A 14,980-nucleotide genomic window follows, 5' to 3' on the forward strand; every position below is an offset into this window, starting at 1 on the left:
CGGGCGACGACGAACTGGTCGGCTAACAAAGGTAAAGTGTCTCTGCGCTGGAGGTACGGGTATGAGCAACACGGACCTCGACGACGTGGACAGGGCGATCCTGTACGCGCTGCAGGAAGACGCCCGCGACATGTCGTCGGGGGACATCGCAGAACGAACCGGCACCTCGGACAGCACGGTCCGCAAGCGCATCCAGCGCCTCGAAGGCGACGAGATCATCAAAGGGTACAGCGCCGAGGTGGACTACCAGGAGTCGGGCTATCCGCTCCGCATGCTGCTTTTCTGTACCGCGTCGATCCCGGAGCGGGGCGAGATCGTCCCGGAGATCCTGTCGATCGACGGCGTCGTCTCCGTCCAGGAGCTGGTCACCGGCGAGGAGAACCTCCTCGTGACGGTCGTCGGCGAATCCGACAGCGACATCACGCCGGTCGCACAGGAGCTGCTCGACATGGGCGTGACGGTCGCCGACGAGGTGCTCGTTCGGAGCCACGAGACGACGCCCTTCGGCGAGTTCGACCCGGAAGACAGTTAACAGATCACGCGCTCGACGTCCAGCGCGGTCGCGCGCCGGACGACGCTCTCGACGGGGTGGCGTGAGCCGGCCAGATTGTCCGAGTCGCCGTCGAGGACGGTCAGGGCCGCCCGCTTGCCGGGCGCGACGACGCCACAGTCGAGGCCCGCGATCTCGGCCCCGGCCGTCGTCGCCATCCGCAGTACCTCGCGGGCGCTCACGTCGAACTGCCGGACCGTGTACGCCATCTCTCGGAACATCGACGGCGGATTCAGCATGACGTTGTCCGTCCCGAGCGCGACGGTCGTGTGATCGAGCAGGTCTCGAATCGGCGGCCGGCCGACGCCGAGGACCGTGTTGGCGCGCGGACACACCGCCACCGGAACGGACTGTTCGGCGACGCGTTCGAGGTGCTCCCCTGCGGCGTGGACCATGTGGACGAGCAGGTCCGGCTCCAGATCGAGCGCGGGGTGGATGTCCGTCTGATCCGGTTCTCCGGCGTGGATGGCGAAGGGGACGCCCCGGTCGGCCGCTGCATCGCGCTGTGGCCCGAAGTCGTCGTCGTTGGCACCGCTGGCTCCGAAGCCGTCGGCCACGTCGAGGACCGACGCGTCCCCGCTCCCGAAGACGAACGGATCGATCGACAGCGGCTCGGCGGCCTCCCGGAGCGTCCGCGCGCCCTCGATCCCGAACTCCCGGAAGTCCAGCGTCGAGACGGTCCCGGTCCGCTGCATGAATCGAAGCGTCCGGCGCATCGCGGTGACGAGCTCGGTCCGGTCGGCTTCGGCCAGTCGACGGTGTTTCAGGCTGTCGGGCGGTGCGACCGCCGCTTCGAGCGAGAGCCCGACGGCGGCGTCTTTCGCGACCGCGTCCCCGAGGTGGGTGTGCGCGTTGACGAATGCCGGCAGGATGATGTCCGTCGACGCGGTGTCGGTCTCTTCGATCGCCTCGATCCGGCCGTCTTCGACGACGACACGACCGGTGACGGGTTCGAACGACTCACCGACGAGAACGGTTCCCTCTAACGCAGGCATACCCGTGGTGATGGACAGAGAACGATATGGTTTTCTATACGCGATATTCGAACGATCCGGTAGCGTTATTGGCCGGCGTGGGCAAGCCGACGGCAACGCGGCGGAAAACGAGAGCGGTCTCCGCGACGGTGACAGTGTGTGAGCGAACCGTCGGTACCGTGCTCGAAGCGCTCGAAGAACGGCGATTTGGGGCCGGGTCGAGCGAGAGATCGGGCGGACGGCTGGCCCTCGTCGTCTCGTGTTCGATGGCCCGCACGGTGGCGTTCCGGTGGCTCTCAGAGGGGTGTCGAAGACCATCACGTTCTATAATTCACTTCTTCCAGAACGATCTGGTAGTATAGATAGATTTAATAGACAGTCTGTTCGTACATCTGGGTGAAGATGACCGATCACTGTGATCGCGTGTGCCACGCGGGGGGTGATCGGTCGGAGACGGACCAAACGATGACCGGACAAACGCAGACGACGACCGTAGGACAGCTACCGACGCCAGACGGCGAGGACTCGCGCGTCGCGGCGACACTGACGCGACTCGTGTGGGTCCTCTGTGTCGTGAGTATCGGCGTGTTGGCGCTTCGGCTCCGGGGCGGCGGACCCTGGGAACTCGACGGTCTCGTCGCGGTCGACGGGCTGACCGCCGTAATGTGGGTGACGGTTACCTTCGTCAGCGGGATCGTCCACAGCTACTCGCGCCGCTACATGGCCGGCAACCGGACGATCGATCGCTTCTTCGGGCGCGTGTTCGCGTTCACGCTGATCGTGATGGTCCTGGTTGCCGCCGACGCCCTCGCGCTGTTCGTGGCCGCGTGGCTGGCGATGGGGCTGGTGATGGCCGACCTGATCGGCCACGTCGACGGGTGGCCACAGGCACGGGCCGCCGCCGCGCTCTCGCGCCGGTACTTCCTGGCCAGCACCGGCGCGCTCGCGGTCGCGCTCGGAACGCTGTGGTGGCACACCGGTGCGACGACGGTCTCCGGCGTCGCGTCGGCGCTTGGCGAGGCCTCCGGGACGGTCGTGCTGTTTGTGGCGACCGCGCTCGTGCTGGCGGCGATGATCCAGTCCGCGCTCGTCCCGTTCCACACCTGGCTCGTCTCGTCGATGACCGCACCGACGCCCGCCTCCGCACTGATGCACGCCGGCTTCGTCAACGCCGGTGGCGTCCTGCTGGTTCGCTTCGCGCCGGTGGTCACCGTCGACAGCGCGTTCATGCTGGCCGTCGCCGTCGTCGGTGCGACCAGCGCGCTGTCGGGAAAGCTCCTGAAGACCGTCCGCACGGACGTGAAAGGGAAACTCGGCTGTTCGACGGTCGGCCAGATGGGATTCATGATCATGCAGGCCGGCCTCGGGTTCTTCGGGGCCGCCGTCACGCACCTTATCCTGCACGGATTCTACAAGGGCTACCAGTTCCTGAGCTCGGGGAGTCAGGTGGCCCACGAGAGCCCGAAGTCGACGACGGCGACCGATTCGGCGGGACCCCTCGGCGCGGTCGTGGTCGCCGCCACCGCGCTGGCCGGCGGCGTCCTGTTCGCCGCGCTCACCGGGAAAGGGACGAAGCTGGACAGCGGGCTGGTGTTCACGCTGCTGGTCGTGCTGACGGTGCTTCACGCCGCGCGCGATCTCGTCACGCGGTCGGCGCTGCCCGCGTCGGTCCGGTACGGAGCCGTCCCGCTGGTGGCGTTGCCGGCGATCGGGATCTACGCCGCCGTCTACGGGACGATCGAGGGACTGCTCGGCGGACTGCCGGGGGTCGGAGCGACCGCGGAGCTGACGGTGGCCCACGGACTCATCGCCGCCGCGTTCGTCGCCACCTACCTCGCGATCGAGCGCGGTGCCTACAAGCACAGCCAGCGCCTCTACGTGGTGCTTTTGAACGCCACACAGCCACCGTCCGAGACGCAACTGACCGCGACGGAGGAGTACAATGAGTACTGACGACGCGATCCACGAGAGTATCGAGACGGCAGCACAGACGGTCGGCTCCCGCTGGCCGTTGCACTCGTTCGTGACGGCCAACCCCCTCTCTGGCTTCGAGGACCAGCCCTTCCACGAGGCCGTCGCGGCCGCAGCAGACACGCTGGGGAGCGACGGCTACCCCGACGCCGACGTGTTCCGCCGCGCCTGGGAGGACGGACGGATCGACCCCGACGTTCTCCGTGATACGTTGCGCGAACACGGGTACGAGAGCGAGCCCGAGGCGACGCTCGACCGCATGGCAACGGCGGAGCGGGCCGAGGCGACCGAGACGGCGACCGCCACCGACCGGGTCGACGCGGTGCTGACCAAGTGGCTGTCGGCGTTCCTCGATCAGGGACAGGCCAAGTGGCCGATGCCGGAACGCGAGGACGGCTTCTACGACGCGTTCCGCGCCGTCGCTCGCCACGACGGGGAAATCCCAGACGCCGAAGCGATCGCCGAGCTTCCGGACCGTCCGCTGGACGCCATCCGAGAGCAGCTCGTGAACGATCCCGTCGGAGAGTGGCCGGAGATCTTCGAGTTTCACCTGGCCGCGCTGCCGGGCTGGACCGGCCTGCTCAAGCAGCGGGCCGACGACGGGGACGCCTGGCAGTCCGCGTACCCGATCACGCTGGCCGGCTACCTGGCGGTTCGCCTGACGCTGGTCGACCTGTTCGACGCCCCGCGCACGCCCGAAGAGGCAGACGGAGACGACGCCACGGCCGACGGAGCCGTCCCACTCCCCGAGGTCTGGCTGACCGCCTGGGAAGCGACCTACCGCTCGGCGCTCGTCGCGGAGCTCACCGACGCCAGCGAGTCGGTCGCAGCGACCGACGAGGGGGACAGACCGGACGCACAGCTCGTCTTCTGTATCGACACGCGCTCGGAGATCATCCGCCGCCACGTCGAGGCCGCTGGCGACTACGAGACCCACGGCTACGCCGGCTTCTTCGGCGTCCCGATGCGCTACGAGGGACACGGCACAGAGGTGGCCGTCGACGCCTGCCCGCCGATCCTCGACCCACAGCACCGCATCGCGGATCGTCCCACGGACGGCGAGGGGTCGCGCCACGCCGAACACGACCGCTGGACGGCGATGCGCGAAGCCGCCGAGAGCGTGATCGGGCGGCTCCGCTCCAACGCCGCGACGGCGTTCAGCTACGTCGAGAGCACCGGCGCGGGGTACGGGGCCGCACTCGCGGCCCGGACGCTGGTCCCCGGACGCGTCCACGACCTGGTCGACGCCGTCGACGATCGCACGCCCGACGACCACGCGGTCTGGGAGCCGGCCGTCGATCACGATCCCGACCACGCTCACGAACTCCCGGCGGGACTGACAGTCGAGGAGAAGACCGAGTACGCCGCGACGGCCTTCGAGCTGATGGGCTGGGAGCAGTTCGCCCGTCTCGTCGTGTTCACCGGCCACGCGAGCCAGACGGCGAACAACCCCTTCGACGCCAGCCTCGACTGCGGTGCCTGCGCCGGCAATCCCGGCGGCCCCAGCGCCCGCGTCCTCGCCGCTCTCTGCAACGACGAGACCGTCAGAGAACGCCTGCGTGACCGCGGCATCGACGTGCCCGAAGACACCTACTTCCTGGCCGGCGAGCACAACACGACCACCGACGAGATCGAGCTGTACGCGGACGCCGTCCCCGAGACACACGCCGAGGACGTACGACAGCTCCGTGCGGACCTCGAAACCGCGCGTGCCGGCGCGGCCGCCGAGCGCGCCGACGACATGGGCGCGGACGGCGACGCGGGCCGTGAGACGCACCGCCGCGCGGCCGACTGGGCAGAGACGCGCCCGGAGTGGGGTCTGGCGGGCAACGCCGGCTTCGTCGTCGGCCCGCGGGAACTCACCGACGGGCTCGATCTGGACGCCCGCGCGTTCCTCCACTCCTACGACTGGACGACCGACGACGAGGGCGACGCGCTCGAAGGCATTCTGACCGGGCCGATGGTCGTCACCCAGTGGATCAACGCCCAGTACTACTTCTCGACGGTCGACAACGCCGTCTTCGGCAGCGGCTCGAAGGTGACCCACAACCCCGTCGGCAACGTCGGCGTCTACCAGGGCAACGGCGGCGACCTGCTGACCGGCCTCCCGCTGCAATCGCTGATGGCTACCGACGACGAACCGTACCACCAGCCGCTCCGCCTCTCGACGGTCGTCCACGCGCCCGTCGAACGCGTCACCGACGTGCTGGCCGACAACCCGGCGGTGACGGAGCTACTGGACAACGACTGGCTCCACCTCACCGTCGTCGACCCCGAGCAAGAGCACCGCGCGTTCCACTACACCGAGGACCTGGAGTGGACGCCAGTCGACGAGCAGGCACCGACGACCCCGGAACAGACAGCCACGGCGACGCCCTCGACGGCCGACGACTGATCTCCCGTCCGAGCAGCTACTCGGGGCTGTCGACTCGCTCGGCGACCCACTCGGCAGCGGCCTCGACCGCCTCCGGGTCGGTCCCCGACACCTTCACCCGCCCGTCCGCGTCCCCGTGTGCCGGATAGCTGCCGACCGCCACGTCGAACCGCTCGCGAACGCCCGCGAGCACGTCCTTCAGCGCGCCCTCGGGCGTGGCCGTCGGGACGGACTCGGCGACCGCGTCGCCGCCGAAGTCGTCGGCGACGCTGTCGAACATCGCTTGCAGCTCCTCGGGGAAGCCGGGGAAGACGTAGACGTTCTCGACCACGCAGCCGGGGTTGAAGCTGGCCGCCGTCTGGAGCGGGCGGGCGTCTGCGGGAAGCGCGGCCGTCTCCGCGAAGTCCAGATCGAAGTCGTGTTCCTCGTAGCGTTCGGGATTCGCCTCGCGGTACTGACGAGCCTTCTCCTCGACGCGCTCGCGCACGTCGGGCTGGACGGTCATCTCGCGGTCGAAGGCGTCCGCGACCGCTTCGAGGGTCACGTCGTCGGGCGTGTCGCCCAGGCCACCCGTGACGATCACGGCGTCGAAGGCGTCGGCCCACTCGCTGACGTGGCGAGCGATCAGCGCCCGGTCGTCGGGGATCGTGAGCATCCGCGTGACCGTGACCCCGCGCTCGGTCAGTTGGCGGGCCAGCCACCCGGCGTTCGTGTTCTCCGTGTCCCCCGAGAGGATCTCGTCGCCGACGGTGATGAGCGCGACCTGCATCGGGCCGTCGTAAGATCCTCGGGGAGGTAAGTGTTGGCTCGGGCGGACAGGTTGTGTTTAATTTTGAGTGTCGTGCCAGCTTGCGAAGGTCAGAGCCAGGTTTCGGCTGTTTCAGGTTCGATGTAGCTGAAGCAGTTCGAAAACGACGAGGAATGAAAACTGCCAGAAGTTCGAGATTTTGTAAAATGCGCTGGTTGTAAAAGTCTTTATCCTGTGATTCTATATTATCGTATATGGTAGATGAAACAGTAGCTAAAATAATAGCATTCGAAATTTTCTTATTGCATTTATCTATTGTAGGGATATACACGCAAAACAATATAGAACCATATTCCCAGTTAGTGATATTTCCACTAGCTGCTTCTGGACTATTATCCACGATTGCTATGGTAGTGGGCTTGAGGGGACAATAAGATCAGTCTCTGAAAACCCCAATGTGTACACACGGGCGGCCTGCTCGCTGTCGCAATAGACATCGTTGGTGAAAGCAGCTATGTGAAGGCACAGGTGTGCCTTACAACTGTGTTTGAACACTCCCAGCGGACGACATCGATCTACGAATCGCTTCAGTCGGCGGCCACCGATCCCTCGCTCGTCAGCGCCTCCGCCAGCAACTCGGTGACGCCGACGATCTCGATGTCGTCCTCGTAGTCGCCGGTCTTGCGGCCGTCCTCGTACATCGTCATGCACATCGGGCAGGCGACGACGAAACGGTCCACGTCCGAACCCGCTTCGGTGTCCTCCAGGGCCTCGCGCAGGCGCTCCTCGCTGGGTTTCTCCTCCTCTTCGAGGTCCATCCAGAGGCCGCCACCGCCCCCGCCACAGCAGAAGGAGTCGTCGCGGTTGCGGGGCATCTCCACGCGGTCGACGCCCGTCGCGTCGATCAGCTCCCGCGGGGCCTCGAACTCGCCGTTGTACCGCCCGAGGTGGCAGGGGTCGTGGTAGGTGACGGTGTCTGTGAGCGTCGCGGGCACGGCCAGTCGCCCGGTCTCGACGAGGTCGGCGACGACCTGCGTGTAGTGGGCCACGTCCGCGCCGTCCCACTCGCAGGCCTCGAACTCGGGGTACTCGTGTTTGAACGTGTTGAACGAGTGTGGGTCCGTACAGACGATCCGGTCGAACTCGCAGTCCTGGATGGCCGCGGCGTTGTCCTCGACGAGCATCTCGTAGAGCCCCTCCTCGCCGACGCGGCGCACGTCGTTGCCGTCGGTCTGTTCGTCCTCGTAGAGGATGCCGTAGGAGACATTGGCCGCCTCGAAGACCCGAGCGAGGGCCGTCGCGATCTCCTGGTTGCGGTCGTCGTAGCTGGGGTAGTCGCCGACGTACCAGAGGTAGTCGACGGGCTCGTCGCGGGCGTCGGGCACGTCGAACTCGAGGTCGTCGGTCCAGTCGGGCCGCTTGCGCTCTGGCTCGCCGAAGGTGTTGCCCTGCTGGAAGACGTTCATCATCGCGTCCTGGACGTGTTCGTCCATCTGGCCCGACTCCGTCAGCCGGCGGTTCATCTCGGTGAAGTGGGTGAGGTGTTCGATCTCGACCGGGCAGGCGTCCATGCAGGCCATACAGGCCATACAGGACTCCATCGTCGCGCTGTCGATGACTGACGTGCCTCCATCAGCGATAATGTCGACGGCCTCGCCGCCGGCATCGCGGTCCTCGCGGTACTGTTTCAGGTCGAGGATCACGTCGCGGGGATCGAGCGGGCGGCCCGACTCCTTGGCGGGGCAGGCCGAGGAACAGCGCCCACACTTCGTGCAGGCGTCCTGGTCGAGCAGCTGTTTCCAGGAGAAGTCGTCGATCTCGCTGGGGCCGATCTCCTCCGGGCTGGCGTCGGCGGGGACGCCGGGGAGGCGCTTGCCGGCCTTCTTGTCGCGGGTGACGACGTTGGCGAACGACGACAGCATGTGGAAGGGCTTGGCGTAGGGGACCCAGGCGACGAAGGCGAGCGCCAGCAGCGAGTGGCTCCACCAGATCACGGGGTAGGCAGCGGTCGCCATCTCGGGGGAGACACCGGCGGCGGCGAGCCACTCCTTGCCCGCCCAGCCGACGAAACTCCACGTCTCGAAGCTCACGTCACGGACCGCGCTCGTCCCGAGGATGCGGACGGCCTCTGTGACGTACCCGCCGACGCCGAGCAGGAAGAGGACGCCGAGGAAGTAGTCGTCTTCCCGAGAGGTGTGGCGGCCGTGGAGTCGGTCCGTCCGGCGGCCGTACCGCCGCCACATCGCGACGCCGACGCCGACGACGAACAACAGCCCCATCGCGTCCATCACGAAGGAGTACGAGAGATAGAAGTCGCCGACGAAAAAGGACTCGCCGGTCAGGGGCCGGTAGAGGTCCATGTCGATGCCAAGGATAGTCGTCCCGATCAACAGCGTCAGAAAGCCCCAGAAGACAAGCGTGTGCATCACGCCCGCGACGAGGTCGCGGTCGAACTGCTTGGCGTTGGTCAACGCGAGGCGCGCGCCCGAGAGGATCCGCGAGGGGAGCGCGTCCAGACGCGGGAACGGCTCGTCGCTCCCGCGCGTGTAGCGAGTGATACGCTCGTACACGCCGAAGGCGAACACGAGCAACGCCAGCGCCGCGAGGTAGTAGAACACCGCCTTTCCGACCGGTCCGATCTGCCAGAAGGTCGGTCTGGTGGTGGTCTGGAGTGGAACTGTCATGTGCTACCACGAACCGGGAGCCGCTTAAATTTTGCTCCGAACCCGCGCCGTCTTGCGGGAATGATACAACTGTTTTGAGTTGTCTGCCTCGTCGGCGATCGCAGTCTTGCCACGTCGTCGACAAGTATAAACGGTAGAAGGCACAGACGTACGGTCCGATGGACGAGAAAACCGAGGAACTCCGTGACATCTTCGTCGACGTAGCGGGCGAGGACACCGTCACCGAGCGCCAAGAGGACGGCCACGGCTCGCTACTCTCCGACGAGGGGGGCGTCGAAGAGCGCCTGCTGACAGTGATCGACCGCCTGCGCGAGCGCTTCGAGGTGGACACGCCGCTGTCGGACGAGGCACTCGTCACGGTCGTCCGTCGCTACTACGAGGGCGACGACGACGCGGCCATCGCCGACGCCGTCGACGCCGACACCGACGTGGTCACCCGTGCCCGGATCGACCTCCACCTGCTCCGCGACGAGGACACCGACGCACCGTTCGACCTGGCGCGACTGCGCGAGGCCGACACCGCCGAGACCGTCCGCGAGGCGTTCGATCTCACGGAAGCCGAACTGGCACGCTACCAGCGCGTCGTCGCCGCCCAGACCCGCGCCCGGCAAGTCAGCGGCCGCTTCCAGAGCGAGTACGAAGACGTCCTCCACGACGCTGGAATCGGGACGGTGTTGACCGACGGCGTCCGTGACGACGGGCTGAAAGAAGCGACCGAGGACATCGGCTCGCTGGAAGAGGACGCCGACGTGGACTTCTAGACCTGCACTTACTCGATCTGCGACACCTCGACGTGCCCATCGGCCCGGACGGTCACGTCGTAGCCCGCGTACTCGAAGGTCACCACGCCGAACGTCTGGCCGTCGGCGAACAGCGCGTCCAGGGCGTCGGGGTCGACCACCTCGTACAGCGGCGGCAGTTCGACCGCTGGCGTGTCGGCACTCGTACTGACTGCTTCGACGATGGCGGTGCTGGGCGGCAGTTCGTCGTCAGCTGATGCCGCCGGCGACCCCCCCGCAGTTGTTGCCATATCCGTGGCATTCGTTGACGAGAAGTATAAATATTTATCAGACGTTTCAGATTGTGAGACACACACGGCAGACGACTGGGGTGGCGATGCCCCGTCGACCACTGGAAGGGGACGTTTGTGAGGTCGGTCGACGAGGTCCCACGGCCTTGTTCCTCGACAGTTGCGGGGAGTGCGAGCCGCCGTCGCCGACAGCCTGGCAGATCCGGGCCGCAACGGCCAGCCGGGAGGGGTCGATCTCGGGCCCGACACCACCCGTCAAACCGACTGCGTCATCGGAACCGGAAGCCGCTCACGGAGACGGCGGCACCTCGCTATCGACACCTTCGGAAGAGTCCGCGTCCGCTAACGAACCGCCGGTAGAATCGTCGTCCACTGACCTGTCGCCAGCGGTCGACGAACCGGTTTCTGGACCGTCGTCCGAGTCCGTCCCAGACGACGAACCGGCGTCGACGTCCCCATCGTCGGGTTCGGCCTCCGGCACAGGCGTGAGCGCACCGTCCGTAGCTGGCTCCTCGGCCTCGCTGTCTCCGGTCGGCGAGCCCTCCGCAGTCGGTTCGTCCGCATCGGCGGCCCCCATGGACGAATCCGCCGCAGGTCCATCGGAACCGTCTGCTGACGAGTCAGTCGTCGCCACCGACGAATCGTCGGGCGTCGAGTCTCCGGAGTCTGGTGTCTGCTCGGTCGAACCGTCTGCGGCGGCCGATCCGTCAGACGACTGCGTGACGTTGGACCCCGATGGCCCCGGTGTCGACGGCGCGCCCGTCTCGTTCTCGCCGGAATCGGTCGACGGCGCAGCCACCGTATCGTCCGTCTCGGACGGTGTCGCGTCCGTCACATTCTCGCCGCTGTCGGCCGACGGTGTTCCGGCTACGTCGTCCGGCTCGGGCGGCGGTACGTCCGTCGCGTTTTCCACCGGCGGCGCATTCGTCTCGTTCTCGCCGGAATCGGTCGACGGCGCAGCCACCGTGTCGTCCGTCTCGGCCGGCGGCGTCTCCGTTTCGCCGTCCGTCTCGACCGGTGGCGTCTCCGTCACGTTCTCGCCGCTGTCGGCCGACGGCGTTCCGGTTGCGTCGTCTGTCTCGGCCGGTGGCGCGTCCGTCGCGTTCTCCACCGGTGGCGATCCGGCATCACTGTCGTTCGTGGCGTTCGACGGCAGGGGTGGGAACGGATCAGGCTCGTCGGCGTCCGACGGTGTCGGCGCGGGCGCACCGCCACCAGGTGGCGCGGGCGCGTCGGTCGTGGAGCCAGGGAGCGACTGGTCCCCCGTCGTGCGAAGGACGGTCGGGGGCTGGGTCCGCGAGCCCTCACGGACCGAGAGGTCGTCGGTGTCGCCGCTGGCGTCGACCGTCAGATCGAACGCTTCGTCGTCGTGCAGGAACGCGATGGCCCCGCCACCGTCAGCGAGGCCGCCGTGAACGGCAGCGACGACCACGAGGGCAGCGACGAACACCAGCACACTGCGGCTCATCGCCGTTCCTCCTGTGTCGTGCCGCCGTCGGCGCGGGCGTCGTCGTTCGCAGTCGGCGGTGTCGCGGGCGAGGCCACACTGGCCCCCTGACGGTCGTACCAGACGCCGAGGGTCACCCAGCCGGCGAAGAGGAGCCCGAGCAGCCCGCCGGTCATCGCACCGACAGAGACGGGGTCCGGCGCGCCGACGGCGGTCACTTCGCCGGCGACGTTCCAGCCGGCGTAGCCAAAGAGCGACCCCGCTGCCAGCAGGGTCAGCTTCAGGTCCGCCACGGCGACCGCGACGGTGTCGGATGCGCCGTCGTCGACGCTCGCCGAGGGAGTCGGTTCCGGAGCCAGCGACGGCACGCTGATCGTGTCCGTGGCGGCCACAGCAGGTGGCTCGCTCGTCTCGGTCTCGTCAGAGACGGGGTCGACCGCGAGCGCGTCGGCCAGCGGGTCGTCGGCGGCGAGCGCGTCGGTCAGCGGGTCCTCTGACGAGAGTGCCTCGATCAGCGGGTCGTCGTCCGGGAGCACGTCGGTGGCAACGCTGGCCGGTTGATCGCCGGCACCGTCATCTGCCGTCGTGTCGTCGGACGCGCGGTCGCGGAGCCACGAGCGCAGTTCTCCGCCCACCAACAGCACGAGCGGCGCGACCACGAGCGTGACGTAGCCCGCGGGCGTCTGGACCCAGAGGATGACGTACCCGATCAGCGGGATCGTCAGGGCGACCCGTCCAAGCACGTCGGCCCGCGTCACGGTCCCAGTGTCGGGGTTTTCGTTGGCGTCGCCCTGCGTGACGAACGCACCGTCTTCGACCGCCACGATCCGGTGAGTGACCGGGACGGCGTCACCGCCGTCGTAAGTGATCACGTCACCGACGCCGACGGGACCGCTGCCGTCGACGATGATCACGTCGCCCGGCGAGAGAGCCGGCTCCATGCTCCCCGAGAGGACGACGAAGCCGTGATCGGCACCGATCGTCTGGGGGACGGCGAACAGCACGAACGGGACCAGCAGCGCGACCCCGATCACCAGCCCGAGGCGGCTGGCCCACCGGCGAACGCCGGGGGACAGCGAGCGAGCGGCGAGCAGCGTGCTCATCGGCGACCTCCGCGGCCGGAGTTGTCGACGCTGGCGGCGGACTGGACCAGATCCTCGGGACAGTCGCCAGTGGCGTCCGTGGGGACACAGACACCGACGACGACGTAGCTGATCGCGGGCTGGGAGCCGTTGTTCGGGTGCAGTGGCGGGTAGACGAGGCCGGCGGTCGCGCCGTCGAGGTCGGTCGTCTCGAACCCGAAGCCGTCGCGCCGGCTGTAGCGCTGCTCGTCGGGACCGCCCTTGACGAGGACGCTGGACAGGGGCAGCGGCGCGCTGCCATCGGTGGTGACCAGCTCGAAGGCCACGCCGTCGGTGCCGTCGGTGTCGGTGACCCGGATGGCGTAGTTCGACAGCCCCTCGTCGAAGTCGTACGTCCGGCCGACGACCAAGGGGTCGTCGACCTCGACCTTGCCGATCAGCCAGTCACAGGTGCAGTCGTAGCCGGGTTCGCACTCGGGAACGGTCGCGTCGTCGAAGGGGTCGACCGTGGGATCGCCGTTGCGACACTGGACGGCCGTCACGAACAGCGGGAGCGAGGTCGACTCGGTGCCGACGTAGCCCGCGAGGTCGTACTCGACGAGGACGAACAACTCGGTGGCCAGGCAGCCGTCCGCGCCGTCGGCCAGGAGCCGAACGCCCTCGCGAAGCGCGTTGGCGACCGCACGGAGCGAACCGCTCTCGATCGTCGCCAACGGGGTGCCCTCGGCGTCGGCGTAGGAGAGCCTGACCTGGAGCAGTTCGCCCAGGGTCGTCCCGGTGGGACAGTCGGACCGCAGCCAGAGCGCGGCGGGGTTGTTCGGCACAGTCCCCTGCGGGAGGGCAAAGCGGAGCAACGTCGTCGCGCTGCCGTCGGTCTCCAGCGTCGGTGCCGGCACGGCGATCCGCGGGCCGTCGACGACACCGTCGGGGGCCGCGAGGTCGACGCCGTCGGCCACGTCGAGCCAGTATTCGACACTGAGGTCGACGGTCCCGGTCGCGAGCGAGGCGCTCGTGACGCCCCGGTCGGTCAGCAGCGCACTGACGCCACCGCCGGTGAGCGCGCCGCCGCCGGCGGCCACCGAGAGTGCCAGGAGGAGACGTCGTCGAGAGGCGTCCATCAGGCACCCCCGTCCGAGAACGGGCTCGGCGAGCCGACGGGGACCCCGGCGACCGACAGGTCGAAGACGACGCCGTCGCCCTGTGAGCGGTTCGTCGCGACCGCCTCGTCGAACGCCCACAGCAGCGACAGGCAGGTGCGCTCGCCGGGCCTGACCGATTCGGCCACGAGGGTCCCTGCTGGACCCCCGAGATCGCTGTCGGCACCGAAGGCCTCGCGCATGGACACGTCGTCGGCGATGAGCCCCGCGAGGCGCTCGTCGAACTCGACGACGCCGTTGCAGGCACCGACCGGCGAGTCGTCTGCCCAGAGAGTGACGAGGAGTTCGTCGGCGAGTTCACCGTCCGATGGTGACGTGTCGCCGTCGGCCAGTTCCGGTCCGTTGACGCCGTTCTCCGTGCTGATCAGAGTCGTCTTGCCCCAGATGTCGACTGACTCCGGCGAGAATCCGAGGTCGTCGGCGACTTCGATCCCGACGACCAGCGCGCCAACGTCGCGGGGCATGACGTTGCCGATCGAGATAACGGGGCCGGTCACGTCGGTCACGAGCGTCGCCTCCTCGACGTACGCGGGGTCGCTGTCGGGGTCGATCGCGGCCGTCGCGGTGGCGTCGTCGCCCTGGGTCTCGACGATCGCCCCGTTGTATCGCTCGTACCAGGCGACGCGGAGCCGCCGGTCCTCCGGGTCTCCGTCGGCCGCGTACGTGTAGTGCGTGTAGGGCGGTCGTGACCGACCGAACCCGAAGCCACCGACCCCGACCGTTCCGAGGCCGACCCCTGCCAGTAGTTGTCGTCGCGTGAGTTTCATTGTCTTGGTCCCGCCGATCGAATCGTCCCGGCCCGCCAGCGAGACTGGTGGACTGTCGGAACGACAGACGACCGCGGTCGTGGTCCGCTGTGTTCGATGTTCGTTCGCTCGATGCCGGCATAGGTATGATCCGAGAGCCACCGCGTGAGCGGTCGGTACGGAGTCCGTACAGGCCCGCAGCGGCCCACGGAAACCG

General features: G+C 67.8%; 13 protein-coding genes. 5 read left to right on the forward strand and 8 right to left on the reverse strand.

Features of this window, described 5'->3' with window-relative positions; genetic code table 11:
• The first annotated feature begins 61 nt into the window (after positions 1 to 61).
• On the forward strand, positions 62 to 532 hold the full coding sequence (locus tag IL252_RS07370; RefSeq protein ID WP_170093031.1) for an Lrp/AsnC family transcriptional regulator: 471 nt from the start codon (positions 62 to 64) through the stop codon (positions 530 to 532).
• On the opposite strand, the gene IL252_RS07375 is transcribed toward IL252_RS07370, so the two are convergent.
• On the reverse strand, positions 529 to 1,545 hold the full coding sequence (locus tag IL252_RS07375; RefSeq protein ID WP_208627487.1) for an amidohydrolase family protein: 1,017 nt from the start codon (positions 1,543 to 1,545) through the stop codon (positions 529 to 531). The genes IL252_RS07370 and IL252_RS07375 overlap by 4 nt on opposite strands.
• Positions 1,546 to 1,989: 444 nt before the next feature.
• On the opposite strand from IL252_RS07375, the gene IL252_RS07380 reads away from it, so the two are divergent.
• Positions 1,990 to 3,477: a proton-conducting transporter membrane subunit gene (locus IL252_RS07380; RefSeq protein ID WP_208627488.1), complete on the forward strand. Its 1,488-nt coding sequence runs from the start codon at positions 1,990 to 1,992 to the stop codon at positions 3,475 to 3,477.
• On the forward strand, positions 3,467 to 5,890 hold the full coding sequence (locus IL252_RS07385) for a DUF2309 domain-containing protein (protein WP_208627489.1): 2,424 nt from the start codon (positions 3,467 to 3,469) through the stop codon (positions 5,888 to 5,890). The genes IL252_RS07380 and IL252_RS07385 overlap by 11 nt, the downstream gene beginning before the upstream one ends.
• A 16-nt stretch (positions 5,891 to 5,906) precedes the next feature.
• Here the strand turns inward: IL252_RS07385 and IL252_RS07390 are convergent, their stop codons facing one another.
• Positions 5,907 to 6,638 (reverse strand): molybdopterin-binding protein, encoded by a 732-nt coding sequence (locus IL252_RS07390; protein ID WP_208627490.1) that lies wholly within the window; start codon positions 6,636 to 6,638, stop codon positions 5,907 to 5,909.
• Between the two features lie 233 nt (positions 6,639 to 6,871).
• Here IL252_RS07390 and IL252_RS07395 point away from each other — a divergent pair, with 233 nt between their 5' ends.
• Positions 6,872 to 7,051, forward strand: coding sequence for a hypothetical protein (locus tag IL252_RS07395; RefSeq protein ID WP_208627491.1), 180 nt, complete (start codon positions 6,872 to 6,874; stop codon positions 7,049 to 7,051).
• 153 nt (positions 7,052 to 7,204) lie between these two features.
• Here the strand turns inward: IL252_RS07395 and IL252_RS07400 are convergent, their stop codons facing one another.
• Complete coding sequence (locus tag IL252_RS07400; RefSeq protein ID WP_208627492.1) at positions 7,205 to 9,301, reverse strand: (Fe-S)-binding protein; 2,097 nt, start codon at positions 9,299 to 9,301, stop codon at positions 7,205 to 7,207.
• Between the two features lie 158 nt (positions 9,302 to 9,459).
• Here IL252_RS07400 and IL252_RS07405 point away from each other — a divergent pair, with 158 nt between their 5' ends.
• Positions 9,460 to 10,062 (forward strand): conditioned medium-induced protein 4, encoded by a 603-nt coding sequence (locus tag IL252_RS07405; RefSeq protein WP_208627493.1) that lies wholly within the window; start codon positions 9,460 to 9,462, stop codon positions 10,060 to 10,062.
• 8 nt (positions 10,063 to 10,070) lie between these two features.
• Here IL252_RS07405 and IL252_RS07410 read toward each other — a convergent pair whose 3' ends face one another.
• The 5 genes from IL252_RS07410 to IL252_RS07430 all read right to left on the reverse strand — a co-directional run bounded on the left by IL252_RS07410 (position 10,071) and on the right by IL252_RS07430 (position 14,784).
• Entirely contained in the window at positions 10,071 to 10,331 is a 261-nt protein-coding gene (locus tag IL252_RS07410; protein WP_208627494.1) for a HalOD1 output domain-containing protein, read from the reverse strand.
• Between the two features lie 289 nt (positions 10,332 to 10,620).
• Entirely contained in the window at positions 10,621 to 11,799 is a 1,179-nt protein-coding gene (locus IL252_RS07415; protein WP_208627495.1) for a hypothetical protein, read from the reverse strand.
• Positions 11,796 to 12,881 (reverse strand): signal peptidase I, encoded by a 1,086-nt coding sequence (locus IL252_RS07420; RefSeq protein WP_208627496.1) that lies wholly within the window; start codon positions 12,879 to 12,881, stop codon positions 11,796 to 11,798. The genes IL252_RS07415 and IL252_RS07420 overlap by 4 nt, the downstream gene beginning before the upstream one ends.
• A complete protein-coding gene (locus IL252_RS07425; protein WP_208627497.1) occupies positions 12,878 to 13,978 on the reverse strand; it encodes a hypothetical protein in 1,101 nt (366 codons plus the stop codon). The genes IL252_RS07420 and IL252_RS07425 overlap by 4 nt, the downstream gene beginning before the upstream one ends.
• Complete coding sequence (locus IL252_RS07430; protein WP_208627498.1) at positions 13,978 to 14,784, reverse strand: hypothetical protein; 807 nt, start codon at positions 14,782 to 14,784, stop codon at positions 13,978 to 13,980. Before IL252_RS07430 ends, IL252_RS07425 begins: the two co-directional genes overlap by 1 nt.
• Positions 14,785 to 14,980: the final 196 nt, after the last annotated feature.

The sequence above is a fragment of the Halomicrobium sp. IBSBa genome (genome assembly GCF_017612575.1).
Taxonomy (GTDB): domain Archaea; phylum Halobacteriota; class Halobacteria; order Halobacteriales; family Haloarculaceae; genus Halomicrobium.

Coding starts and splice junctions, on each gene's coding strand:
- IL252_RS07370 (WP_170093031.1), top strand. CDS start 62: ATGAGCAACACGGACCTCGACGACGTGGACAGGGCGATCCTGTACGCG.
- IL252_RS07375 (WP_208627487.1), bottom strand. CDS start 1,545: ATGCCTGCGTTAGAGGGAACCGTTCTCGTCGGTGAGTCGTTCGAACCC.
- IL252_RS07380 (WP_208627488.1), top strand. CDS start 1,990: ATGACCGGACAAACGCAGACGACGACCGTAGGACAGCTACCGACGCCA.
- IL252_RS07385 (WP_208627489.1), top strand. CDS start 3,467: ATGAGTACTGACGACGCGATCCACGAGAGTATCGAGACGGCAGCACAG.
- IL252_RS07390 (WP_208627490.1), bottom strand. CDS start 6,638: ATGCAGGTCGCGCTCATCACCGTCGGCGACGAGATCCTCTCGGGGGAC.
- IL252_RS07395 (WP_208627491.1), top strand. CDS start 6,872: ATGGTAGATGAAACAGTAGCTAAAATAATAGCATTCGAAATTTTCTTA.
- IL252_RS07400 (WP_208627492.1), bottom strand. CDS start 9,301: ATGACAGTTCCACTCCAGACCACCACCAGACCGACCTTCTGGCAGATC.
- IL252_RS07405 (WP_208627493.1), top strand. CDS start 9,460: ATGGACGAGAAAACCGAGGAACTCCGTGACATCTTCGTCGACGTAGCG.
- IL252_RS07410 (WP_208627494.1), bottom strand. CDS start 10,331: ATGGCAACAACTGCGGGGGGGTCGCCGGCGGCATCAGCTGACGACGAA.
- IL252_RS07415 (WP_208627495.1), bottom strand. CDS start 11,799: ATGAGCCGCAGTGTGCTGGTGTTCGTCGCTGCCCTCGTGGTCGTCGCT.
- IL252_RS07420 (WP_208627496.1), bottom strand. CDS start 12,881: ATGAGCACGCTGCTCGCCGCTCGCTCGCTGTCCCCCGGCGTTCGCCGG.
- IL252_RS07425 (WP_208627497.1), bottom strand. CDS start 13,978: ATGGACGCCTCTCGACGACGTCTCCTCCTGGCACTCTCGGTGGCCGCC.
- IL252_RS07430 (WP_208627498.1), bottom strand. CDS start 14,784: ATGAAACTCACGCGACGACAACTACTGGCAGGGGTCGGCCTCGGAACG.